General features: G+C 70.4%; 23 protein-coding genes. 17 read left to right on the forward strand and 6 right to left on the reverse strand.

Annotated elements, in window-relative coordinates; genetic code table 11:
• Positions 1-10 precede the first annotated feature (10 nt).
• Positions 11-1,210 carry a hypothetical protein gene (locus tag JOD27_RS03495; RefSeq protein WP_204760596.1) on the forward strand — a complete coding sequence of 400 codons (1,200 nt, stop codon included), beginning with the start codon at positions 11-13 and terminating at the stop codon, positions 1,208-1,210.
• A gap of 30 nt (positions 1,211-1,240) precedes the next feature.
• Complete coding sequence (locus JOD27_RS44505) at positions 1,241-3,682, forward strand: primosomal protein N' family DNA-binding protein (protein WP_239566305.1); 2,442 nt, start codon at positions 1,241-1,243, stop codon at positions 3,680-3,682.
• Between the two features lie 8 nt (positions 3,683-3,690).
• Here the strand turns inward: JOD27_RS44505 and JOD27_RS03510 are convergent, their stop codons facing one another.
• Complete coding sequence (locus JOD27_RS03510; protein WP_204760597.1) at positions 3,691-4,155, reverse strand: hypothetical protein; 465 nt, start codon at positions 4,153-4,155, stop codon at positions 3,691-3,693.
• A 65-nt stretch (positions 4,156-4,220) separates the two neighbouring features.
• Here JOD27_RS03510 and ggt point away from each other — a divergent pair, with 65 nt between their 5' ends.
• The gene (gene ggt / locus JOD27_RS03515; RefSeq protein ID WP_204760598.1) at positions 4,221-5,990 is read left to right on the forward strand and encodes a gamma-glutamyltransferase; all 1,770 of its coding nucleotides are present in this window, start codon (positions 4,221-4,223) and stop codon (positions 5,988-5,990) included.
• A 1-nt stretch (position 5,991) separates the two neighbouring features.
• Here ggt and JOD27_RS03520 read toward each other — a convergent pair whose 3' ends face one another.
• Positions 5,992-6,510 carry a DinB family protein gene (locus JOD27_RS03520; RefSeq protein WP_239566306.1) on the reverse strand — a complete coding sequence of 173 codons (519 nt, stop codon included), beginning with the start codon at positions 6,508-6,510 and terminating at the stop codon, positions 5,992-5,994.
• A 350-nt stretch (positions 6,511-6,860) separates the two neighbouring features.
• Here JOD27_RS03520 and JOD27_RS03525 point away from each other — a divergent pair, with 350 nt between their 5' ends.
• The 14 genes from JOD27_RS03525 (at position 6,861) to JOD27_RS03590 (ending at position 16,574) form a co-directional block, all read left to right on the forward strand.
• A complete protein-coding gene (locus JOD27_RS03525; RefSeq protein WP_204760599.1) occupies positions 6,861-7,010 on the forward strand; it encodes a hypothetical protein in 150 nt (49 codons plus the stop codon).
• A gap of 47 nt (positions 7,011-7,057) precedes the next feature.
• Positions 7,058-7,606 carry a peptide deformylase gene (gene def / locus JOD27_RS03530; protein WP_204760600.1) on the forward strand — a complete coding sequence of 183 codons (549 nt, stop codon included), beginning with the start codon at positions 7,058-7,060 and terminating at the stop codon, positions 7,604-7,606.
• Between the two features lie 2 nt (positions 7,607-7,608).
• Positions 7,609-8,535: a methionyl-tRNA formyltransferase gene (gene fmt / locus JOD27_RS03535; RefSeq protein ID WP_204760601.1), complete on the forward strand. Its 927-nt coding sequence runs from the start codon at positions 7,609-7,611 to the stop codon at positions 8,533-8,535.
• Positions 8,536-8,683: 148 nt separating this feature from the next.
• Positions 8,684-10,120 (forward strand): RsmB/NOP family class I SAM-dependent RNA methyltransferase, encoded by a 1,437-nt coding sequence (locus JOD27_RS03540; RefSeq protein WP_204760602.1) that lies wholly within the window; start codon positions 8,684-8,686, stop codon positions 10,118-10,120.
• Between the two features lie 308 nt (positions 10,121-10,428).
• Positions 10,429-10,617, forward strand: coding sequence for a hypothetical protein (locus JOD27_RS03545; RefSeq protein WP_204760603.1), 189 nt, complete (start codon positions 10,429-10,431; stop codon positions 10,615-10,617).
• Positions 10,614-10,871, forward strand: coding sequence for a hypothetical protein (locus tag JOD27_RS03550; protein WP_204760604.1), 258 nt, complete (start codon positions 10,614-10,616; stop codon positions 10,869-10,871). Before JOD27_RS03545 ends, JOD27_RS03550 begins: the two co-directional genes overlap by 4 nt.
• 36 nt (positions 10,872-10,907) lie before the next feature.
• A complete protein-coding gene (locus tag JOD27_RS03555) occupies positions 10,908-11,405 on the forward strand; it encodes a flavoprotein (RefSeq protein WP_204760605.1) in 498 nt (165 codons plus the stop codon).
• Positions 11,406-11,431: 26 nt separating this feature from the next.
• Entirely contained in the window at positions 11,432-12,082 is a 651-nt protein-coding gene (gene rpe, locus JOD27_RS03560; RefSeq protein ID WP_204760606.1) for a ribulose-phosphate 3-epimerase, read from the forward strand.
• Between the two features lie 14 nt (positions 12,083-12,096).
• On the forward strand, positions 12,097-13,080 hold the full coding sequence (ribD, locus tag JOD27_RS03565; protein WP_204761155.1) for a bifunctional diaminohydroxyphosphoribosylaminopyrimidine deaminase/5-amino-6-(5-phosphoribosylamino)uracil reductase RibD: 984 nt from the start codon (positions 12,097-12,099) through the stop codon (positions 13,078-13,080).
• A gap of 8 nt (positions 13,081-13,088) precedes the next feature.
• A complete protein-coding gene (locus JOD27_RS03570) occupies positions 13,089-13,709 on the forward strand; it encodes a riboflavin synthase (protein WP_204760607.1) in 621 nt (206 codons plus the stop codon).
• Positions 13,706-14,968: a bifunctional 3,4-dihydroxy-2-butanone-4-phosphate synthase/GTP cyclohydrolase II gene (locus JOD27_RS03575; RefSeq protein ID WP_204760608.1), complete on the forward strand. Its 1,263-nt coding sequence runs from the start codon at positions 13,706-13,708 to the stop codon at positions 14,966-14,968. The genes JOD27_RS03570 and JOD27_RS03575 overlap by 4 nt, the downstream gene beginning before the upstream one ends.
• A complete protein-coding gene (gene ribH, locus JOD27_RS03580; RefSeq protein ID WP_204760609.1) occupies positions 14,965-15,462 on the forward strand; it encodes a 6,7-dimethyl-8-ribityllumazine synthase in 498 nt (165 codons plus the stop codon). Before JOD27_RS03575 ends, ribH begins: the two co-directional genes overlap by 4 nt.
• On the forward strand, positions 15,459-15,896 hold the full coding sequence (locus JOD27_RS03585) for a PH domain-containing protein (RefSeq protein ID WP_204760610.1): 438 nt from the start codon (positions 15,459-15,461) through the stop codon (positions 15,894-15,896). Before ribH ends, JOD27_RS03585 begins: the two co-directional genes overlap by 4 nt.
• Positions 15,897-15,926: 30 nt before the next feature.
• On the forward strand, positions 15,927-16,574 hold the full coding sequence (locus JOD27_RS03590; RefSeq protein ID WP_204760611.1) for a dihydrofolate reductase family protein: 648 nt from the start codon (positions 15,927-15,929) through the stop codon (positions 16,572-16,574).
• Between the two features lie 98 nt (positions 16,575-16,672).
• On the opposite strand, the gene JOD27_RS03595 is transcribed toward JOD27_RS03590, so the two are convergent.
• The 4 genes from JOD27_RS03595 to JOD27_RS03610 all read right to left on the reverse strand — a co-directional run bounded on the left by JOD27_RS03595 (position 16,673) and on the right by JOD27_RS03610 (position 22,105).
• Positions 16,673-17,098: a DUF1761 domain-containing protein gene (locus tag JOD27_RS03595; RefSeq protein WP_204760612.1), complete on the reverse strand. Its 426-nt coding sequence runs from the start codon at positions 17,096-17,098 to the stop codon at positions 16,673-16,675.
• A gap of 55 nt (positions 17,099-17,153) precedes the next feature.
• Positions 17,154-17,579: a DUF1761 domain-containing protein gene (locus JOD27_RS03600; RefSeq protein ID WP_204760613.1), complete on the reverse strand. Its 426-nt coding sequence runs from the start codon at positions 17,577-17,579 to the stop codon at positions 17,154-17,156.
• 87 nt (positions 17,580-17,666) lie between these two features.
• Entirely contained in the window at positions 17,667-19,121 is a 1,455-nt protein-coding gene (locus JOD27_RS03605; RefSeq protein WP_204760614.1) for a S8 family peptidase, read from the reverse strand.
• A gap of 170 nt (positions 19,122-19,291) precedes the next feature.
• Positions 19,292-22,105 carry an aconitate hydratase gene (locus JOD27_RS03610; RefSeq protein WP_307829861.1) on the reverse strand — a complete coding sequence of 938 codons (2,814 nt, stop codon included), beginning with the start codon at positions 22,103-22,105 and terminating at the stop codon, positions 19,292-19,294.
• Between the last annotated feature and the right edge of the window lie 86 nt (positions 22,106-22,191).

Raw genomic sequence — 22,191 nt, forward strand, 5'->3', positions numbered from 1 at the left:
CGTTGCCCGCGTGGAGATCACGGGGGACGAGATCCGGCGGTTGCTGACCGAGGACCAGGATCCCAGGGGTGTGCGCGTGACCGGCTCGCACATCACCGGGGAGCTCGACCTGCAGGACCTGGTGGTGAAGCGGCCGTTGGTGCTGCGCGACTGCACCACCGAGCAGCCGGTACTGCTCAGCCGGGCGCATTTCTCCCAGCTGGACCTGAGGGGCCTCGTCGCCCCGTCGATCCAGGCGCACGGCCTGACGGTGGACCACGACCTGCACCTGAGCGCGGCCCGCCTGAGTGCCGCCGAGTCGGTCGACGCCCGCCAGATGCGCATCGGCGGCAGTGTCTACCTGGACGACGGCTTCCGCGCCGCGGGTTCGGTGATGCTGAGCAGTTCGCGAGTCGCGGGCGTGGTCTCGTGCCGCGGCGCCCGAATCGACTCCACCCTGCACCTGGTCGACGTGCACGTCGGTGATGTGATCTTCCTGTCGCACGGCTGCCAGGTGACGAGCGACGGCGCCCACGCCGCGGTCCGGATGCGCGGCGCCCAGGTAGACGGCCAGATCGTCCTGCGCGGCGGCCGCTTCACCTCGCCGGGCGTCGCGGTCGACCTGCGGCACGTCAAGGTCGGCAAGGACCTCCTCATGCCGTTCGCCGGCATCGAAGGCCAGGTGCAACTCGAAGGCCTCGTCTACGAGGGCCTGCCCCGTGACGCCACAGTGGACGAATGGCTGACCCTGCTGGCCACGCGCACCCCCTACTACTCGACCCAGCCGTGGGTGCAGCTCGCCGCCGCACACTCCGCGGCCGGCCACGAACAGGACGTGCGCCGAATTCGCGTTGCCGCCCAACGCGATCTGCGCCGCCGCGGCCAGCTCTCGCGCTGGGGCCGCACCTGGCACCTGATCCGCGGCCTGACCGTCGGGCACGGCTACCGACCAGCACTGGCGTTGCTGTGGCTGGCCGGGGTCCTCGCGGTGTCGGTGGGCGTGGTCCTGGTGTCGGGCGCGGTGCGGTGCTCGGCGGTCGAACAGGTCGGCTACGCGCTGAACGTGGCAACACCGCTGGTCAAGGTGGACGCGGCCCGCTGCGCGGTCGACGCCACCTCGGCCGGCGGCCGGTTCGTACTCGCCTCGACGTGGCTGCTGCAGATCCTGGCCTGGGCCTTCGCCACCCTGTTCGTGGCGGGCTTCACCGGTTTGGTGAGGCGCAACGCGTGACTGTCGGGGCTGTCTGATACACCAGGAGGCATGAGCGCGAAGACCGGAGCCAGGCGAGGGGAACGAGTCCCCGCGGCCACGCTGCCGGTCGCCCGCATCGTCGTGGACGTCCCCCTGGCCCACCTGGACCGCCCCTTCGACTACGCCGTACCGTCCGAACTGGACGAGACGGCCGTGCCGGGCTGCCGCGTCCGCGTCCGCTTCGCGGGCCAACTCGTCGACGGCTACCTCCTGGAGCGCGCCGAAACCTCCGAGTACGAGAAGAAACTCGCCTTCATCGAAAAGGTCGTCTCTCCCGAACCGGTGCTGGCACCGGAGATCGCCGCCCTGGCCCGCGCCATCGCCGACAGGTACGCGGGCGGCATGATCGACGTCCTGAGGCTCGCGATCCCACCCCGCCACGCCCGAGCGGAAGCGGCCGAGTCCGGCGCCCCGGCTCCGCTGCCCCAGGTCCCGGCCTGGGTGTCCGAGCAGCCCGCCGCGCCACAAGGCCCGGCCGGCGTGCCCGCTGGGTCCTCGGTCGCGGCGTCGCCAGAGGGTTCCGGTGGCGTGCCCGCCGCGCCTGTCGACGAGCCAGTCGCTCCAGCCGCCGAGCAGACCACGCCGGCGACCGAGCCTGCTGTGCGGCCGACAGTGCCTGCCACTCCGCCAACCGCGCCTGCCGCGGCTCCGGCTGCTCCCGCCACCGAGCCGACCGCGCCCGCCGTGCCGCCATCGGCGCCTGTCGTCGAGTCGGCCGCGCCTGCCGCAGCCCCGGCTGCTCCCGTCACCGAGCCGACCGCGCCCGCCGTGCCGCCATCGGCGCCTGTCGCCGAGCCCGCCGCGCCTGCCGCAGCCCCGGCTGCTCCCGCCACCGAGGCCGGCACTTCCGGCGGCTCGGCAGCCCCCACCCGTTCCCAGCTTCCGCCTGTCCCCGCCGACGCCTGGTCGCGCTACCCGCGCGGCCCCAAGTACCTGGAAGCCCTCCGCACCGGCCGTCCCGCCCACGCCGTCTGGCAGGCCCTGCCCTCCGAGGACTGGCCCGCGCGGTTGGCCGAAGCTGCCGCTGCGGTCGCCTCCACCGGGCGGGGTGTCGTCATCGTCGTGCCGGATCACCGTGATCTGGCGCGTGTGTCCGAGGCGTGTGCGAGGCTCATCGAGGGTGTGGTGACGCTGTCGGCCGACCTGGGGCCGTCCGAGCGCTACAAGCGCTGGCTGGCTGTTCGCCGGGGTGTCGCCAGGGTCGTGGTCGGCACTCGCGCCACCGCCTTCGCGCCGGTCAAGGATCCCGGGTTGCTGGTCGTGTGGGACGACGGCGACGATCTCCACGTCGAGCCGCGTTCGCCCTATCCGAACGTGCGCGATGTTCTGGTGCAGCGTGCGCACATGTCCGGTGCGGCGTTGCTGATCGGTGGCTTCGCCCGCACCGCCGAGGCTCAGCTCCTGGTCGAGACGGGCTGGGCCCACGAGATCGTGGCCTCCCGCGAGACCCTGCGGGCCGTGGCGCCGCGCGTCGTGTCGGTGGGCGACAACGAGTGGCAGGACGTCAAGGACCCCGCCGCCCGCACCGCGCGGCTGCCGTCCATCGCCTTCGAGGCGGCGCGGTTCGCCCTGGCCGACTCGCCGGTGCTCATCCAGGTGCCGCGCCGCGGTTACGTGCCCGCCCTCGCCTGCGGGCAGTGCCGGGGGCCTGCGCGATGCCGCCGGTGTGCGGGGCCGCTCGCGTTGCCCGGTGGCACCGAGGACGGGCTGCCCAAGCCCGCGTACTGCCGGTGGTGCGCGGCCACGGAGGCCGCGTTCCGGTGTCCGACGTGCGGCTCGCGCAGGCTGCGAGGGCAGATCATCGGTGCCAGGCGCACGGCCGAGGAGCTGGGGCGGGCGTTTCCCGGGCATCCGGTGCGCACCAGCGGTGCGGACGAGGTGCTCACCAAGGTGCCGGGCAAGCCCTCGCTGGTGGTGGCCACGCCCGGCGCCGAACCCGTGGCCGAGGGCGGTTACGGCGCGGTCCTCCTGCTCGACGGCTGGGCGTTGCTCGGCCGGGCCGACCTGCGGGCCTCCGAGGAGGCGCTGCGGCGGTGGATGACGGCCGCCGGGCTGGTGCGGCCAGGCAACGGGCGGGTGGTCGTGATCGCGGACTCGTCCCTCACGCCGGTGCAGGCCCTGGTGCGCTGGGACCCGGTGTGGCACGCCGCCACCGAGCTCGCGGCGCGGACCGAGCTCGGGTTTCCGCCCGCGGTGCGGATGGCGACGGTCGACGGCACCCCGGACGCGGTGAACGCCCTGCTCGACGAGCTGCGGTTGCCGCCGACCGGCGAGATCCTCGGGCCGGTGCCGCTGGGTGAGGACGAGTCCAGGGAACGGGCGCTGGTCCGCGTCGCCCGCAGCGAAGGCCGTCAGCTGGCCGCCGTCCTGGCCGAGGCCCAGGCCGTGCGGACAGCCCGGAAGGAACAGGAGCTGGTGCGCATCAAGCTCGATCCGCTCGAGGTGCTCTGACCGGGAGTTCAGTTCTCGTAATAGGACCGCAGGTTCGCGATGTGCTCGCGGATGTCGTCGTCGGTGAGCTTCTCGTACTCGAGGTACTCGCTCATGTACGTCATCAGGTCGCCGCGCTCGGGCTGGTCCTCGCTCGCGATCACGTGCGCCGTCGTGCCCGCGACGCCCGCCGGGAACAGCAGGAAGCCGTCGAGGCCCGCCATCGTGTCGAAGGAGGCGTTCTTGGCCTCCCACAGCGCCCAGACGTCCTCCTCGCGCCCGCACTCGGCGAGCAGCAGCGCGGCGAGGACCATCGCCTCGCTCACGCCCCAGCCCTCGCGGTGGGCTGCCGTTTCCTCCGTCAGCAGGTGGCGCAGCAGATCCGCGTCGCCCTCGCGGCGGTCGTGCAGCAGCAACCGCAGGGCGTCCTCGCGGTCGGCCTCGTCGAGAGGGGTGTTCGCGAAATCCGTTCGCAACCGGTCAAGATCGATCACCTCCGCACCTTAGGCCTTTCCCAAGAACTGTTGCCATCCGGTCGCAAGGGAGTAGAAGAGTGCGCATGTTGCGAACGGCTGCCGCATTGACGCTCTCCGTCGTACTGGTCGCCCCTGCTTCCGCAGGTGCGGCGGAACCACCGCCTCGAGTGCCCGAGCAGGTCGGCTGGGGCGGTGCCGTCTCCAGCGTCGACGCCGACGCGTCCCAGATCGGCATCGACGTGCTCCGCCGCGGCGGCAACGCCGTCGACGCGGCCGTCGCCACCGCCGCGGCGCTCGGCGTGACCGACCCGTTCAGCGCGGGCATCGGTGGCGGCGGGTTCTTCGTCTACTACGACGCCCGTACCCAGCGCGTATCCACTTTGGACGGACGCGAGACCGCTCCGCAGTCCGCGACCGACCAGCTCTTCGTGGAGAACGGCAAGCCGCTCCCGTTCGCCGAGGCGATGACGAGCGGTATGTCCGTCGGCGTCCCCGGCACGCCCAAGACGTGGCAGCAGGCCCTGGGCAAGTGGGGCACGCTCAACCTGCGCGAGGCCATGGCGCCGGCGGAAGCGTTGGCACGGCGCGGTTTCGTCGTCGACCAGACGTTCAACTCGCAGATCGCGAACAACGCCGCCCGCTTCGCCGACTTCACCTCGACCCGCGACCTCTACCTGCCCGGCGGACAGCCACCCGCCGTCGGCAGCACGTTCCGCAACCCGCAGCTGGCCGACACCTACCGCGAACTGGCGCGCACCGACCTCGCCTCCCTCTACGGCGGTGCGGTCGGTCACGACCTCGTGAAGACCGTCCAGCAGCCCCCGGTCGTGCCCGGCTCGACCCGCAACGTCCGCCCCGGCGCCATGCAGATCTCGGACCTGGCCCGCTACCAGGTGGAACGCCGCGACCCCACGCACACTCGCTACCGCGGCCTGGACGTCTACGGCATGGCGGCCCCGTCGTCCGGCGGCACCACCGTCGGCGAGGCGCTCAACATCCTCGAGTCGACCGACCTCGCCGAGGTCAACGACGTCGAGTACCTGCACCGCTTCATCGAGTCGACCAAGCTCGCCTTCGCCGACCGCCTCCGCTGGGTGGGCGACCCGGCCTTCACCCGCGTCCCGACCAAGGGCCTGCTCTCCCAGGAGTTCGCCGACTCCCGCGCATGCCTGATCAAGCCCGACGCCGTGCTGCCCGCCCCGCAGCCGGCGGCCGACCCCGACAACCCGCAGGCGTGCGCGGCGACCGCGGGCCTCTCGGCACTGCGTGAGGACGCCGAACGCACCACCCACCTCACCACGGCCGACCGCTGGGGCAACGTCGTCGCCTACACCCTCACCATCGAGGCGGAGGGCGGCAGCGGCATCGTCGTCCCCGGCCGTGGCTTCCTGCTCAACAACGAGCTCACCGACTTCGAGTTCGTCGCCCCGAACGCCGGCGTCCCGCACCCGAACCTGCCGGGCCCCGGCAAGCGCCCGCGTTCGTCCATGGCCCCGACCATCGTCCTCGACCACGGCAGGGTCGTCCTCGCGGTCGGTTCACCGGGCGGCTCCACCATCATCACCACGGTCACCCAGATCCTCACCGGCCGCCTGGACCGCAAGATGTCCCTGCTCAACGCCGTGGCCGCCCCACGCGCCTCCCAGCGCAACGCGGCCACGACCCCGGCAGAGGTCGCGTTCATCGCGGCCGACACGGCCAGGGGCCTGGAGGCCATCGGCCACAAGTTCAGCCAGAACGCCGAAATCGGTGCCGCCACCGGAATCGAACGCGCCTCCGACGGCCGGTGGCGCGCGGTCGCCGAACCGACGCGGCGCGGAGGAGGCGCGGCCCGTGTGGTGAAGGTGGGCTGAGCTACTTGTTGGTGCGGCCGTCGATGCGTTCGCGGATCAGGTCCGCGTGGCCGTTGTGCTGCGCGTACTCCTCGATCATGTGGATGTAGAGCCACCGCAACGAAATCTCGCCCCATTTCGAGTGCATGAAGGTGTCGTTGAGGTCCCGTGCAGCTGCGGCTGCACGGGCCTCGGCCATTTCGGCCACGAGATCGGCGTACTCGGCCTCGGCGCGAGCCGGGTCGAGGTGCTCGAAGGCGGCGTCCCAGTTCGGCGGCACGGCGTAGCGGGGCTCGACGTCCTGACCGTTCAGCCGGATGCGGAACCAGACCCGCTCCACGTCGACCATGTGGCGAATGAGGCCCAGCAGGGTGAGGTTCGACGGGGGAGCGGTGGCCATGGCGAGCTGTTCGCCGGTCAGCCCGGCGCAGTTGTGCAGGAAGGTGGCGCGATGGCGGTCCAGCCACGCCTCCAGCATCGGGCGTTCTGCGCCGAGGAACGGCTCGTGAGGCGGCTTCACTTCCGGTGCGGTCCAAGTCATGAAGGTCATCCTCAGGTAACGCCGCCCATGTAGACGATCTGTTTTCGGCGTTGCGGGCCGTGACGTGCAGGTTCGGTGGGGCCAGCGGCTGGGGACCGCTCGGGAGCTTGACGATGAAGAAGCCGTCGACCACGTCGGTGGTGACGGCCTCGTGCCCACAGGTCGGCGTCCGACAGGGCGTCGTCGGGCACCGCCGCCGCACCCTCCCAGCTTGGTCGCATCAGCCTCGTGACCTGGGGGGTGTCCACCTTCTGGCCGAGTGTTGCACCGGATCTTCCCACCTGGGGCCGACCAGAGCTCGATACCGCGAGCCGATGCGGGCTGACCTGCGCGAACGACCCAGTTGTGGCATGACGACGACGACAGTTACCGGCGCTCCGGCAGCCCACTTCGACTTCCACGCGTTGTTCCGCCCCGTGCTGACGGCGCTGCGGTTCACCGGCCACTTCGTCGTGGCGCTGGTGAGCGTGATCTTCCTCGGCAGCGTGTCCGAGTACTGACCGCGCCCCTCGTAGACTGGCCACCAGTCCACCACGAGGAGCACTGCGTGACCGTCCAACCCATCCGCCTGTTCGGCGATCCGGTGCTGCGCACCCCCGCCGTCGAGGTCACCGACTTCGACAAGGAACTGCGCACCCTGGTCAAGGACCTGTGGGACTCGATGCAAGACGCGGGCGGAGCGGGACTCGCCGCGCCTCAGCTCGGTGTCGGGCTGCGCGTGTTCACCTACCACTGCGACGGCTTCGCGGGACACCTCGTCAACCCGACGTGGGAGGTGGTCGGCGAGGAGATGCAGGACGGCCCCGAGGGCTGCCTGTCCATCCCCGGCATGTCCTGGGACTGCAAGCGCCACCTGCACGTCGTGGCCAAGGGATGGAACATGCACGGCGAGCCGATCGAGGTCGAGGGCACCGAGACGCTGGCCCGCTGCATCCAGCACGAGACGGACCACCTCGACGGCGTGCTGTTCCTCGACCGCCTCGACGCCGAGACCCGCAAGCGCGCCATGAGGGAAATCCGGCAGTCCGAGTGGTTCGACGGTACGGTCCCCACCTTGAAGCAGAGCCCGCACCCACTCTTTGGCAGGTCCAGCTGACCATGCGACTCGTGTTCGCCGGTACGCCCGAGGTCGCACTTCCCTCGCTGCGCGCCTTCATCGACTCTCCCCGCCACGACGTCGTCGCCGTGGTCACCCGCCCCGACGCCCCCTCCGGTCGCGGCCGCAAGCTCGAGCGCTCCCCGGTGGCCGCGCTCGCTGACGCCGCCGGCATCGAGGTGCTGACGCCGGAGAAGGCGGGCGACCCCGAGTTCCTGGATCGCCTGCGCGCTCTGGAACCCGACCTGTGCCCGGTCGTCGCCTACGGCAACCTGCTGCCGCAGCGCACGCTCGACGTCCCGAAGCACGGCTGGGTCAACCTCCACTTCTCCGTGCTGCCCGCATGGCGCGGCGCCGCGCCGGTGCAGGCCGCCGTGCGCAACGGCGACGACATCACGGGCGCCTCGACGTTCCGGATCGTGAAGGAGCTCGACGCCGGCCCGGTCTTCGGCGTGGTGACCGAGAAGGTGCGCGACCGCGACACCTCCGGCGACCTGCTGACCAGGCTGTCCGAGTCCGGTGCCCGGCTTCTGCTGTCCACTGTGGACGGCATCGAGGACGGCACCCTCCGCGCGGTCGAGCAGCCCGCCGACGGCGTCACGTACGCCGCCAAGATCACTGTCGAGGACGCGCGCCTCGACTTCACCGCGCCCGCCGTGGCCGTCGACCGCCTGGCACGCGCCGTGACACCGGAGCCCGGCGCGTGGGCCGAGTTCCGGGGTGAGCGGTTGAAGCTCGGCCCCGTGACGCCGGTGGCCGACGTGACGCTGCCTGCCGGCGAGGTGCTCGTCGAGCGCAAGCGCGTGCTCGTGGGCACGGCGACCACTGCCGTGGCTCTCGGTGAGGTGCAGGCGCAGGGCAAGAAGCGCATGGCCGCCACCGACTGGGCGCGTGGCGTGCGCATCGAGGCGGGGGAGCGGATCGCATGAGCCGCTTTGTGACTCGGGCGCGCGGAATCGCCGCGCCGGCGCTGGCCGGTGCCGGCAGGACGCGGGGCCGTGGTGGAGCGCGGGGGCGCTTGTCGGACGACACGAACTTGGCGCGCGTTGGTCGCGTCGCAGCAGGAGAGTGCATCGCATGACCGGCTACTCGCGAGGAGCCTCCAAGCCGTCCCGTCCGCGCAGGCCGCATCCGCCGCGGCGGCGTACCGGGCCCTCGCGGCCGCCCGTGGAGGACCCGGCGCGCCTTGCCGCGTTGGAGACGTTGCGGGCTGTGCGGCAGCGGGACGCGTACGCGAACCTCGTGTTGCCGCAGCTGTTGCGGGAGCGCCGCATCACCGGCCGTGATGCGGCGCTGGCCACTGAGCTCACCTACGGTGCGGCGCGAGCCCAGGGGCTGCTCGACGCCGTCATCGAGGCGTGCTCGGATCGGCCATTGTCCGAAGTGGACGGTTCGGCGCTCGACGCGTTGCGGCTCGGTGCGTATCAGTTGCTGCGCACCCGGATTCCGTCGCACGCGGCGGTGGCCTCGACCGTCGACCTCGTGCGGGCCGAGCTGGGCTCCGGGATCGCGGGGTTCGTCAACGCCGTGTTGCGCAGGGTTGCCGAGCAGGACGAGGCCGCCTGGGTCGACGAGCTCGCGCCCGACCCGGACACCGACCCGATCGGCAACCTCGCCTTCGCCCACGCTCACCCGCGGTGGATCGCACAGGCGTTCGCGGAGGCCCTCGGCAGCCGGGACGAGCCGTTGAAGCTCGCCCTCGAGGCCGACGACGCGCGGCCTGCCGTGCACCTCGTGGCACGTCCTGGCGAGGTGAGCGCCGACGAGCTCGCCGCCATCGTGGGCGGCGACGTGGCGCCGTACTCGCCTTACGGCGTGCATCTGGAGGCCGGGGCGGGCGACCCGGGCGATCTCGAGCCCGTCCGGGAGCGCCTCGCCCACGTGCAGGACGAGGGCAGCCAGCTGTGCGCTCTGGCCCTCACGCGCGCGCCTCTGGAGGGCACTGACGACCGCTGGCTGGACCTCTGCGCGGGACCCGGCGGCAAGGCCGCGCTGCTCGCCGCACTGGTCGGCCTCGAGGGTGGCGAGCTGATCGCCGTCGAGAAGGCACCCCACCGCGCCGAGCTCGTGCGCAAGATCACCTCAGGCCTGCCGGTGACCGTGCACGTGGCCGACGGCCGCGAGACCGACTTCGTCGAAGGGGCGTTCGACCGCGTCCTGGTCGACGCGCCCTGCACCGGTCTCGGTGCACTGCGCAGGCGCCCGGAGGCGCGGTGGAGGCGCCAGCCCGCCGACGTCGGCACGCTCACGAAGCTGCAGCGCGAGCTGCTCACCGAGGCGTTGCGACTGGTGCGTCCTGGCGGCGTTGTCGGCTATGTCGTGTGCTCACCTCATCTCTCTGAGACCGTCGGGATCGTGACGGACGTCGCGCGGCGGACAGGGGCCGAACTGCTGGACACGCGGGAGCTCTTCCCGGGAGTTCCGGACCTCGGGGAAGGGCCGCACGTCCAGCTCTGGCCCCATCTGCACGGCACCGACGCGATGTTCTGCTCGGTGCTGCGACGCCCTGTTTGAGCGCTCGTGAACGACGGTAGTGGCGGGGTCTGACAGTTCTGCGCGGCCGATGGACGCGGGCGATCCGGGCGGTAACACGGTGGGTGACGTGCACGGCGACATCACCCAGATCCGTGATCCCCACGGTGACGTGCGCCCCGCTCGGCAGTGGCTGAGAGTGGCGGGGGTGCTGGCTGGTGCCCTGATCGTGGTGGTAGTGGCCTCGATCGTGTGGCGAGGGCAGAACCGTCCCGAGCCCGGAACCGGCCGAGCCCGGACCAGCCCTGGCGCTGAGGACGAGGATCACCGAGCCGTGCGGCCACCGGGCCGTGCGCGACAGCGCTGACCAGCCAGGACACGTCGATGGTGCCGTCGCGGCGGTCGTGGCTCAGAACACCGGCACCGCCGAGGTCGTGATCGGCGGGATCCGGGTGGAGCTGATCCGGGTGGAGCTGAAGGGCACTTCCAGGGCGGGCGTGCACGGAACGGGTCCCCTCCTCACCATGTGCACCCGGTGAGGTGCCGGGAGTTCACGATCGGCTTCGACACGAAGACGCCGCGGCTCCGGCCGCAGCCGAGACCCCTGCGGCCGGGGAAGGGAGCGGTCACGTCGACGTTCCCGTACCGCGTGAGCCGAGGTGAACCGGAAGTCCTCGAGATCGGGTCGTCCAGCGAGAACTGCGACTGCCGCTTCGCCCTCGTGGTGAACTGGATCGCTAACGGCGGGCAGAAGTCGACCACGGCAGGCGAATTCCGCGTCGTTCCCCGATGATCGTCCACCCAGGAGCGGCCGCCTAACATCGGCGCCATGACACGTGGGCTGCTCGGACTGGTCGCAAGCGGCTGCGGCGGCGTCGAATCCTGGTTCCGCACGGAACTCGCCGAACCCGCGGCACAACGGGGCTGGCGCCTGGCCATCACCTTCACTCCAACGGTCGTCCCGTGGTTCGAGGAGGCGGGCGAACTGGACAAGCTCCAAGCCCTCACCGACCTGGAGATCCGCTGGACCCCGCGCCTGCCGAGCCAGCCCAAGCCCTACCCGACGCCTGACGCGTTCATCTTCGCCCCCGCCAGCGCGAACTCGGTGGCCAAGCTGGCCCTCGGGATCGGCGACAACCAGGCGTTGACCGCGTTGAACGAGGCCATCGGCGTCGAGAGCTGCAAGGTCGTCGTCATGCCCCAGGCCAACGCGGACAAGCGCCGCCACCCGATGTGGGAGACACATCTGAAGACGCTCGCCGGAGCGGGTGTCGTGGTGGTCACTGACGAGGCTCCCGGCAGCCTGCTCGACCTGCTGGACACCTAGACTTCACCCTTGTGGTCCACACGCCGATGATCGCCCCCAGCATCCTGTCCGCAGACTTCGCGCGGCTCGCCGACGAGCTCGCCGCGGTGCCCACCTCGGACTGGATCCACGTCGACGTCATGGACAACCATTTCGTGCCGAACCTGACGCTCGGCCTGCCCGTGGTGAAGTCGCTGCTCCAGGTGACCGACATCCCGATCGACTGCCACCTCATGATCGAGGACCCGGACCGCTGGGCCATCGGGTACGCCGAAGCGGGCGCGTACAACGTCACGGTGCACGTCGAGGCGGCCGACGACCCGGTGAAGCTGGCCAAGGACCTCAGGGCCGCGGGCGCGAAGGCCGGGCTGAGCATCAAGCCCGGAACGCCGCTGGAACCGTACGTCGACGTGCTCAAGCACTACGACACGTTGCTGGTCATGTCGGTCGAGCCCGGCTTCGGTGGGCAGAAGTTCATGGTCGACGTGCTCGAGAAGGTCAGGACGGCACGCCACCTCGTCGACACCGGGCACCTGAAGCTGCTCGTGGAGATCGACGGCGGCATCAACGCCGACACCATCGAACAGGCCGCGCAGGCCGGGGTGGACTGCTTCGTCGCCGGGTCCGCCGTGTACGACGCCGCCGATCCCGGCAAGGCCGTCGAGGCACTGCGCGCGCAGGCAGCCGGCGCGAGGTGACGCCGGAGGACGCGATGGTGCTCGCCATCGCGGAGAGCGAACGAGTGCGGGGCACCACCAGCCCCAACCCGCCGGTCGGCTGCGTCATCCTGGACGCGCACGGCCACCCGGTCGGCTTCGGCGGTACCCAACCGGTCGGCGGCCCGCACGCCGAGGTCATGGCGCTCAAGGAAGCCGGCACCAAGGCACAGGGCGGCACCGCGATCGTCACCCTCGAGCCGTGTTCGCACTACGGCCGCACGCCGCCGTGTGCCGAAGCGCTCATCGAAGCGGGCATCAAGCACGTCGTCCACGCCGTCACCGATCCCGACCCCAAGGCCGCGGGAGGGGCTCGACGACTCGAAGAAGCAGGCATCACGATCGAGAGTGGCCTTCTGGCGGACAAGGTCAGCAAGGGGCCGCTGCGCGCATGGCTGCACTTCGTCAAGACCGGACGTCCGCACGTCACGTGGAAGTACGCGTCCTCGCTCGACGGCCGGATCGCGGCGCGGGACGGCACCAGCCAGTGGATCAGCTCCGAGACCTCCCGCAGGGAGGTCCACGCCATGCGCGCGAAGCTGGACGCGATCATCGTCGGCACGAACACGGTCCGCAAAGACGACCCGGCGCTGACGGCCAGGGACGACGACGGAATTCCGCTGCCCCATCAGCCGTTGCCCGTGGTCGTGGGTATGAGCGACCTTCCGGACGATGCCAAGCTCCGGCACACCGCGCTGCACGTGCGCACGCACGACCCCGACGAGGTGCTGACCTCGCTCGCCGCTCGCGGCGTCGTGGACGTGCTGCTCGAAGGCGGCGCAACGGTGGCCGGTGCGTTCCTGCGCGCTGGGAGAATCGACCGTGTGCTCGCCTACATCGCGCCCGCACTCCTCGGGGACGGCCCCGCGGTGGTGCTGGACGCGGGCGTGTCAACCATCACTGACGCTGTCCGGTTGACCGTCGAAGACGTCACCATGAGCGGACCGGACTTGCGGATCAGCGCGGTTCCGCAAACTTAGGAGGAGCGGTGTTCACCGGGATCGTCGAGGAACTCGGCCACGTGGTCGCGACGGAGGATCTGCCCGACGCGGCGCGGATCCGCATCGCCGGACCGATCGTGACCAGCGACGCCAAGCACGGCGACTCCATCGCGGTGAACGGCGTCTGCCTCACCGTCGTGGAGGTCGAGAACGACACCTTCACCGCCGACGTGATGCGCGAGACGCTCGTGCGCAGCAGCCTCACGAAGGTCGCCTCCGGCGACCGGGTCAACCTTGAGCGCGCGGCCGCGGTCGGCCAGCGCCTCGGCGGCCACATCGTGCAGGGTCACGTCGACGGCACGGGCACGATTCTCGCGCGGGAGAAGGCGGAGCACTGGGAGATCGTCCACATCGGACTCCCGCCTCACCTCGCCCGCTACGTCGTGGAGAAGGGCTCGATCACGGTCGACGGCGTCTCGCTGACGGTCGTGACCGTCTCCGAGGACCAGTTCACCGTGAGCCTCATCCCCACGACGCTCGAACTCACCACGCTCGGGCACCGGCTGCCCGGCGATCTGGTGAACCTGGAGGTCGACGTGCTGGCCAAGTACGTCGAACGACTGGCCGTCCCGCACCTGCGGGCCATTGCGGGCGAGGAGGCCCAGTGAGCACCGAGTTCGCCGAAATCGAGCGGGCGATCAAGGACATCGCCGCCGGTCGCCCCGTGGTCGTCGTGGACGACGAGGACCGCGAGAACGAGGGTGACCTGATCTTCGCCGCCGAGAAGGCGACGCCGGAGCTGCTCGCCTTCATGGTCCGCTACACGTCCGGCTACATCTGCGTGCCGCTCACCGAGTCCGACTGCGAGCGTCTCGACCTGCCGCCGATGTTCCACACGAACCAGGACGTGCGTGGGACCGCCTACACCGTCACGGTCGACGCGCGCGAGGGCGTCAGCACCGGCATCTCGGCCGCGGACCGCGCCCGCACGATCCGGTTGCTCGCCGACCCGACCTCGAAGGCCAGCGACTTCAACCGTCCTGGCCACGTCGTGCCGTTGCGCGCCAAGGACGGAGGCGTGCTGCGCCGTCCCGGGCACACCGAGGCCGCCATCGACCTCGCGCGCCTGGCCGGGCTGTCTCCCGCCGGCGTGCTCTGCGAGATCGTGTCGCAGAAGGACGAGGGCGACATGGCCCGCCGCGAGGAGCTCGAGGTCTTCGCCGCGGACCACGACCTCGCGCTGATCACGATCGCCGACCTGATCGCGTACCGCCGCCGGGTGGAGACCCAGGTCGAACGAGTCGCGGAGGCACGCATCCCGACCGCGCACGGCGTGTTCACCGCCGTCGGCTTCGACAGCCTGCTCGACGGCATCGAGCACGTCGCGCTGGTCTACGGCGAGATCGGCGACGGCGAGGACGTGCTGGTGCGCGTGCACTCCGAGTGCCTCACCGGTGACGTCTTCGGCTCGCTGCGCTGCGACTGCGGCCCGCAGCTCGACGCGGCCCTGGAAGCCGTTGCGGCACAAGGACGTGGCGTCGTGCTGTACATGCGCGGGCACGAGGGCCGCGGCATCGGCCTGATGCACAAGCTGCAGGCCTACCAGCTGCAGGACGAGGGAGCGGACACCGTCGACGCGAACCTCGCGCTGGGCGTTCCCGCCGACGCCCGCGACTACGGCACGGGCGCGCAGATCCTCGTGGACCTCGGTATCAAGTCCATGCGGCTGCTCACGAACAACCCGGCCAAGCGCGTCGGTCTGGAGGCCGGATACGGTCTGCGTGTGCTCGACCGGGTGCCGCTGCCGATCTCCCCGAACCCGGAGAACCTGCGGTACCTGCGCACCAAGCGCGACCGGATGGGCCACGAGCTGCACCAGCTGGAGCAGTACGAGGCCGTTGTTTCCGCTACGGAGGACCAGGAATGAGTGGCGAGGGCCGTCCAGAGCAGACCCGGCTCGACGGCAAGGGCCTGAGCGTCGCGATCGCGGCGACGCGCTGGCACACCAAGATCACCGACCAGCTCGTCGAGCGTGCCCTCAAGGCCGCCGCGGACGCCGGTTGCGTCGACACGACCGTGGTGCGCGTGGCGGGTGCGATCGAGCTTCCCGTTGTGGTGCAGGAACTCGCGCGCCACCACGACGCGGTCGTCGCGCTGGGCGTGGTGATCCGCGGTGGCACCCCGCACTTCGAGTACGTGTGCGACTCGGTGACCGACGGCCTCACGCGGGTCGCGCTGGACGAGTCGACGCCGGTCGGCAACGGCGTGCTGACGTGCAACACCGAGGAGCAGGCGCTGGCGCGTGCCGGTCTGCCGGACTCGGTGGAGGACAAGGGTTACGAGGCGACCGTGGCCGCGATCGACACGGCTCTGGTGCTGCGCGGGTTGCGGCAGCCGTGGACGGAGAGGGGCTTCGAGTGACGACGGTCGTCTTCCGCCCCAAGAAGATCCGTCGCGTCGCCTGGGCGTGCGCGATCGGCCTGGTCGCCGTCTTCACCGTGGTCGGCGTGCTGCTCGGCAACACCCCGACCGGTGTGATCTTCCAGGTCTCCGACCAGGTCGCGATGGTCGTCCTGGGTTTCCTGCTGGCGGGCGGCGTGCTGCTGCTGACCCGTCCCCGCGTCACCGCCGACGCCTCGGGTGTCGACGTGCGCAACGTCGTGACTTCGCACCACTTCGAGTGGAAGGACGTGCTCTCGGTGAGCTTCCCGGACGGTGCCGCGTGGGCCCGCCTGGAGCTGCCGGAGGACGAGTACATCTCGGTGATGGCCGTGCAGGCCGTGGACCGCGAGAACGCCGTTTCGTCCGTGCGCGCGTTGCGTGAGCTGCACAAGGCGGCGCAGAACCAGCGATGAGTTTCGCCGGCTGAGGGAGTCTGCACGGACATGACACAACTCCTGCGAGTGCAGAACTTCGTGGTCTCGAGTGACGGGATCGCGTGCGGCGAGGACCAGACCCTCGAGAACCCGTTCGGCCTCGACGTCTCGCCCATGGAGCTGTTCGCCTGGGCGGGCGCCACGGCGAGCTGGCCGAACCGCACCGAACCCGGTGGCAGCCGCGGTCTCGACGACTACTTCACGCGGGACTTCACGCACAACATCGGCGCCGAGATCATGGGCCGCAACAAGTTCGGGCCCCAGCGCGGGCCGTGGACCGACCACGAGTGGCAGGGCTGGTGGGGTGCCGAGCCGCCGTTCCACACCCCGGTCTTCGTGCTGACCCACCATCCGCGGCCGTCCTTCACCCTGGGCGAGACCACGTTCCACTTCGTCGGTGGCGACCCGGCCGTGGTGCTCGAGCAGGCGAGGGAGGCCGCACAGGGCAAGGACGTGCGGCTCGGCGGCGGCGTCACGACGATCCGGCAGTTCCTCGACGCCGACCTCGTCGACACGCTGCACGTGGCGGTCTCGCCGCTGAAGCTCGAGTCGGGGCTGCGGCTGTGGCAGACGCCGGACGAGCTGCTCGACCGGTTCCACCTGGACGTGGTGCCGAGCCCGAGCGGCGTGACGCACCACCTGTTCTGGCGCAAATAGGTCAACGGTGCCCGGCCCGGTAGAACATCGAACACGGCTCGGGAACGCGAGGTGCTGACCCTGCGTGTCCCTGACCGACCGGAAGCGGCCAGGTACCTCTAGCGCCAAAGCCCCAGGATCGCGCCCGCCAGTGCGAGTCCGACGATGTGATAGCCCGCGCTGATGGCCGAGAGGGTCTTCGGCGCGGGTTTCGTCATGTCGAAGGTGCCGGTCACGAAGATCACCGGAAGCGTGACGCCGACACCCACGACCAGCCCGAGCAGAATCCCTTTCATGATGTTGTCGGTACCGGAGGCCGCAGCGATCATCGCCGTCGCGAGCGTGGCGACGAAGCAGGTGGCCACCGGCACGGCGTAGATGCCGGCGCCCGCGTTCTCCGGTGGGTTGAGGTCCCAGCCCGAGGACCGCTGCCAGGCCCTGCCGAAGGCGAACTCCGCGTACCACAAGGCACCCAACGCGAAGTACGCGATCGTCGCCACGATCACGGCTAACCAGTTCAGATCGCCGAGCACGCTCAAGCTCATGAGGGTCTCCCGCGGTGATCAGGGTGACTTGGCATCGCGGGGTGGCCGTTCGCCGTTACTGCCAGAGCGCGAGGATGATGCTGGCCAGCAGCAAGCCGGTGAGGTGGTAGCCGGCGCTGATGGCGACGGTGGTCATCGCGGCCGGCTTGGTCGAGTCGAACATGCCCGTGACGGCGAGGACGGCGCCGGACAGTCCGATGCCGACGACGATCGCGAGCACGATGCCCTCGCCGAGGGTGTCCGTGCCGGTGGCCGCGGCGATCATCGCGGTCGCGAGGGTGGCGACGAAGCAGGTGGCCAGCGGCACGGCGTAGATGCCGGCGCCCGCGCCCTCCGGGGCGTTGCCGTCCCAGCCCATGGCTCTCTGCCAGGCCTTGCCGAAGAGGAACTCGGCATACCAGAGCCCGCCCAGTCCGAAGTAGACGATGGTGGCCACGAGGACGGCGAGCCAGTTGAGGTCGCCGAGGACGCTGAAGCTCATGATTCCTCCAGCTTGATCACAGGTGCGGGGAATCGTAGATCCAGTTGTGAGGGGCCGCTCACCGAAACCGGTGGGCGGCCCCAGTGGTCAGCTCACCGCCTTGAGGGCGTCGATCTCACCCGAGCCGTAGAAGCTGTTGTGCGCCGTTCCGCCCTGGCACGTCTGCGGTTCCCCGCTGTTCTGCGGGAAGGCCGCGTAGATCGACGTGTCGGGACACGGCAGCGGGTTGGTCGCCTGCTGGAGCCTGGCGGCCGCGCCCGCGGAGCCGTACTTGCTGACCAGCAGACCCGCGACACCGGCCACGTGGGGACCGGCCATCGAGGTGCCCTGCAGGTAGCAGTACTTCGCGCCGTTGTCGAGGACCTGGCGTGCACACGGCACGTAGCTCGGGTACGTCGACAGCACCCGGCCGTTCGGGGCGGCCGAGGTCAGTTGCAGGCGTGCGTCGCCGCCCGGTGCGGCCACGTCGGCGGTGGAGATGCCATAGCTCGAGTAGTACGACTTGAGCCGCAGGTTGCCCGTCGCGGTCACGCCGACGACACCGGGGACCTCGACCGGGACGACCGAGCACGCGTTGGTGATCTCCCGTTCCTGCTCGCTGCCGGGCGGGAAGTCGGGGCTGATCACGTCGACGCGCGGGTGCGACAGGTCGGTGCTCTCGTTGCCCTCGGACGCCACGACGACCACGCCCTTGGACTGCGCGTACCGGATCGCCCTGCGCTCGGCGTTCCAGATCGCGCGCTGGTCGGCGTCGTTGCGGCAGTTGAACAGCCACGGGTCGGCGAAGTAGCTGTTGTTGGTGACGTGGATGCCGTGCGTGGCGGTCCACATGTACGCGCAGACGACCATCTCCGGGAAGAAGAAGCCGTCGTCGTTGCTCGACTTCACGCCGGCCAGGCGCACGTTCGGCGCCACGCCGACGATGCCGGTGCCGTTCGCGGCCGCGGCGATGGTGCCCGCGGTGTGGGTGCCGTGGCCGACCTGGTCGTTGCCGGGCAGCAACGGCGTCGGCGTGCCACTCGAGCAGTCCGCACTGCGCGACGCGTCGTAGTTCGGCGCGAGGTCGGGGTGCGTGAAGTCGAGGCCGGTGTCCAGCGTGGCCACGACGACCTGCTTGCTGCCTTGCGTGACCTGGTGCGCCTGCGGCACGTTGATCTGGTTCATGTCCCACTGCAGACCGGACAACGAGTCGCCCCACGCGGCGGCCTGGGCGACGTCGGTGCCCTCGTCGCTCTGGTCGGGTGCCACGCGGACGCCGAGGCCGCTGGTGGCCGCGACGCCTTCGACGTTGCCGTTCTGCTTCACCGCGCCCGCGAAACCACTGCTGGCCGACCGGGCGATCACGACACCGATCTGGCTGTAGTTCGCGACAACGGTGCCGCCGGCGCTCGCGATGGTGTTCGCGGCGTTCGACGACGAGGCGCCCTCGCGGTAGAGGACGACGTAGGTGGACTCCGTCGCGGCACCGGCCTGGATCGCCGGGGCGACGCACAGAGCCGCCCCGAGACCGGCGGCGGCCAGCAGTGCTCGTGGACGATTCAACAAATGTCTCACCGCTTCCCGTAGTAAGGATGCTCCCAGGGACATCTGTGCTGGTCAGGAATTTGTTACATCACATGCGATGGGCATTCAGGCGATTACTGCAAGCATAATTCTGTGAATGTGAAAAGGCCGCCCACGGAGAGTGGGCGGCCTTTTCTTAATCGAACTGACTAGCTGCGGACCATCTTGCGCAGCACGTACTGCATGATGCCGCCGTTGCGGTAGTAGTCGGCCTCACCGGGGGTGTCGATGCGGACGACCGCGTCGAACTCGACCTTGGTGCCGTCGGTCTTCGTGGCGACCACGTGGACCGTCGACGGCGTGGTGCCGTTGTTCAGCTCCGTGATGCCGGTGAAGTCGAACGTCTCGGTGCCGTCGAGGCCCAGGGACGCGGCGTTCTCGCCGGCCGGGAACTGCAGCGGCAGCACGCCCATGCCGATGAGGTTCGAGCGGTGGATGCGCTCGAACGACTCGGCGATGACGGCGCGGACGCCGAGCAGCGAGGTGCCCTTGGCCGCCCAGTCGCGCGACGATCCGGAGCCGTACTCCTTGCCGGCGAGGACCACCAGCGGCACACCGGCCTCGGCGTAGGCCACCGACGCGTCGTAGATCGTGGTCTGCGGGGCGTCGGCCTCGAGGAAGTTGCGGGTGAAGCCGCCCTGGACGTCGTCGAGGAGCAGGTTGCGCAGGCGGATGTTCGCGAACGTGCCGCGGATCATCACCTCGTGGTTGCCGCGACGCGAGCCGTAGGAGTTGAAGTCCTTGCGCTCCACGCCGTGCTCGGTGAGGTACTTGCCGGCGGGCGAGTCGGCCTTGATCGAACCGGCGGGGGAGATGTGGTCGGTGGTGACCGAGTCACCCAGCAGCGCCAGGACGCGGGCACCCGAGATCTCGGTGACCGGCTTGGGCTCCATCTCCATGCCCTCGAAGTACGGGGGCTTGCGCACGTAGGTGGACTCGGCGTCCCACTCGAACGTGTTGCCGGTCGGCGTGGGCAGCGACTGCCAGCGCTGGTCGCCCGCGAAGACGTCCGTGTAGCCCTTGGTGAAGCCCTCCGGCGAGATCGAGGTCGAGATGACCTCGGCGATCTCCTGCGGCGACGGCCAGATCTCGCTCAGGTAGACCGGCTTGCCGTCCGAGTCGTGGCCGAGCGGCTCGGTGGTGATGTCCTTGTCCATCGAACCGGCCAGCGCGTACGCCACGACGAGCGGCGGCGACGCGAGGTAGTTCATCTTGATGTCCGGGTTGATCCGGCCCTCGAAGTTGCGGTTGCCGGACAGCACCGAGACGACCGCGAGGTCGCCGGACTGCACGCCCGCCGAGATCTCCTCCTGCAGCGGGCCCGAGTTGCCGATGCAGGTGGTGCAGCCGTAGCCGACCAGGTGGAAGCCGAGCTTCTCCAGGTACGGCATGAGGCCCGCGCGCTCGTAGTAGTCCATGACGACCTTCGAGCCCGGCGCGAGGGTCGTCTTGACCCACGGCTTGCGCTCGAGGCCGCGCTCGACGGCCTTCTTCGCGAGCAGGGCGGCGCCCAGCATCACCGACGGGTTCGAGGTGTTGGTGCACGACGTGATCGCGGCGATCGCGACGGCGCCGTGGTCCAGCTCGAACTCGTTGCCGTCGACGGTGACCTTGACCGGGTTCGAGGGACGGCCCTCGGAGCCCTCGGCGGCGGTCTGGAGGCGCGGGGCTCCGGAGCCGTTGCCACCCTCGTGGATGGCGACCGGGTCGGAGGCGGGGAAGGTCTCGTCGACGGCCTCGTCCACACCGGACAGCTCGGGGGACTCGACGTGCGCGACGTAGTCCTTGAGGGACGCGCGGAACGAGGCCTTGGCGTTGGTGAGCTCGATGCGGTCCTGCGGGCGCTTCGGGCCGGCGATGGACGGGACGACCGTCGCCAGGTCCAGCTCCAGCGTCTCGGAGTACACGGCCTCGCGGGACGGGTCGTGCCAGAGGCCCTGCTCCTTGGCGTAGGCCTCGACGAGCGCGATCTGCTCCTCGGAACGGCCGGTCAGGCGCAGGTAGTCGATGGTCTCGCCGTCGATCGGGAAGATGCCGACCGTGGAGCCGAACTCCGGCGACATGTTGCCGATCGTGGCGCGGTTCGCGAGCGGCACGGCGCCGACGCCCTCGCCGTAGAACTCGACGAACTTGCCGACGACGCCCTGCTTGCGCAGCATCTCGGTGATCGTGAGCACGAGGTCGGTGGCGGTGGCGCCCGCGGGCAGCTCACCGGAGAGCTTGAAGCCCACGACGCGCGGGATCAGCATGGAGACCGGCTGGCCGAGCATCGCGGCCTCGGCCTCGATGCCGCCGACGCCCCAGCCCAGCACACCGATGCCGTTGACCATCGTGGTGTGCGAGTCGGTGCCCACCAGGGTGTCCGGGTACGCCTGGCCGCCCCGGACCATGACGACGCGGGCCAGGTGCTCGATGTTGACCTGGTGCACGATGCCGGTGCCGGGCGGGACGACCTTGAACTCGTCGAACGCGGTCTGGCCCCAGCGCAGGAACTGGTAGCGCTCCTTGTTGCGCTCGTACTCCAGGTCGACGTTCAGCTCGAACGCGTCCGGGCGGCCGAAGATGTCGGCGATGACCGAGTGGTCGATCACGAGCTCGGCGGGCGCGAGCGGGTTCACCTTCTCGGCGTCGCCGCCGAGCTGGGTGACGGCCTCGCGCATGGTGGCGAGGTCGACGACGCAGGGCACACCGGTGAAGTCCTGCATCACGACGCGGGCCGGCGTGAACTGGATCTCGGTGTTGGGCTCGGCGGCCGGGTCCCAGTTGGCGAGAGCGCGCACGTGGTCGGCGGTGATGTTCGCGCCGTCCTCGGTCCGCAGCAGGTTCTCCAGCAGGATCTTCAGGCTGAACGGAAGACGCTCGGCGCCCTCCACGGCGCTCAGCCGGAACACCTCGTACGAGGCGTCGCCGACGTTGAGCGTGCCGCGGGCGCCGAAGCTGTCCTTGCTCGCTGGTGCAGTCACGTGCAACTCCATCTGGTGACAGCGCAGTGGTCAGTTCGGGGTACGGGGAGAGTCTTCCTCAACCGGTCGACCACTGCCCCTCGACC

Source organism: Lentzea nigeriaca, from assembly GCF_016907955.1.
In the GTDB taxonomy this organism is placed as follows: domain Bacteria; phylum Actinomycetota; class Actinomycetes; order Mycobacteriales; family Pseudonocardiaceae; genus Lentzea; species Lentzea nigeriaca.

Coding starts and splice junctions, on each gene's coding strand:
- JOD27_RS03600 (WP_204760613.1), bottom strand. CDS start 17,579: ATGAGCTTCAGCGTCCTCGGCGACCTCAACTGGCTCGCCGTCCTCGTG.
- fmt (WP_204760601.1), top strand. CDS start 7,609: ATGCGACTCGTGTTCGCCGGTACGCCCGAGGTCGCACTTCCCTCGCTG.
- JOD27_RS03555 (WP_204760605.1), top strand. CDS start 10,908: ATGACACGTGGGCTGCTCGGACTGGTCGCAAGCGGCTGCGGCGGCGTC.
- ribD (WP_204761155.1), top strand. CDS start 12,097: ATGGTGCTCGCCATCGCGGAGAGCGAACGAGTGCGGGGCACCACCAGC.
- JOD27_RS03540 (WP_204760602.1), top strand. CDS start 8,684: ATGACCGGCTACTCGCGAGGAGCCTCCAAGCCGTCCCGTCCGCGCAGG.
- JOD27_RS03595 (WP_204760612.1), bottom strand. CDS start 17,098: ATGAGCTTGAGCGTGCTCGGCGATCTGAACTGGTTAGCCGTGATCGTG.
- ggt (WP_204760598.1), top strand. CDS start 4,221: ATGTTGCGAACGGCTGCCGCATTGACGCTCTCCGTCGTACTGGTCGCC.
- JOD27_RS03590 (WP_204760611.1), top strand. CDS start 15,927: ATGACACAACTCCTGCGAGTGCAGAACTTCGTGGTCTCGAGTGACGGG.
- ribH (WP_204760609.1), top strand. CDS start 14,965: ATGAGTGGCGAGGGCCGTCCAGAGCAGACCCGGCTCGACGGCAAGGGC.
- JOD27_RS44505 (WP_239566305.1), top strand. CDS start 1,241: ATGAGCGCGAAGACCGGAGCCAGGCGAGGGGAACGAGTCCCCGCGGCC.
- JOD27_RS03525 (WP_204760599.1), top strand. CDS start 6,861: ATGACGACGACGACAGTTACCGGCGCTCCGGCAGCCCACTTCGACTTC.
- JOD27_RS03520 (WP_239566306.1), bottom strand. CDS start 6,510: ATGACTTGGACCGCACCGGAAGTGAAGCCGCCTCACGAGCCGTTCCTC.
- rpe (WP_204760606.1), top strand. CDS start 11,432: ATGATCGCCCCCAGCATCCTGTCCGCAGACTTCGCGCGGCTCGCCGAC.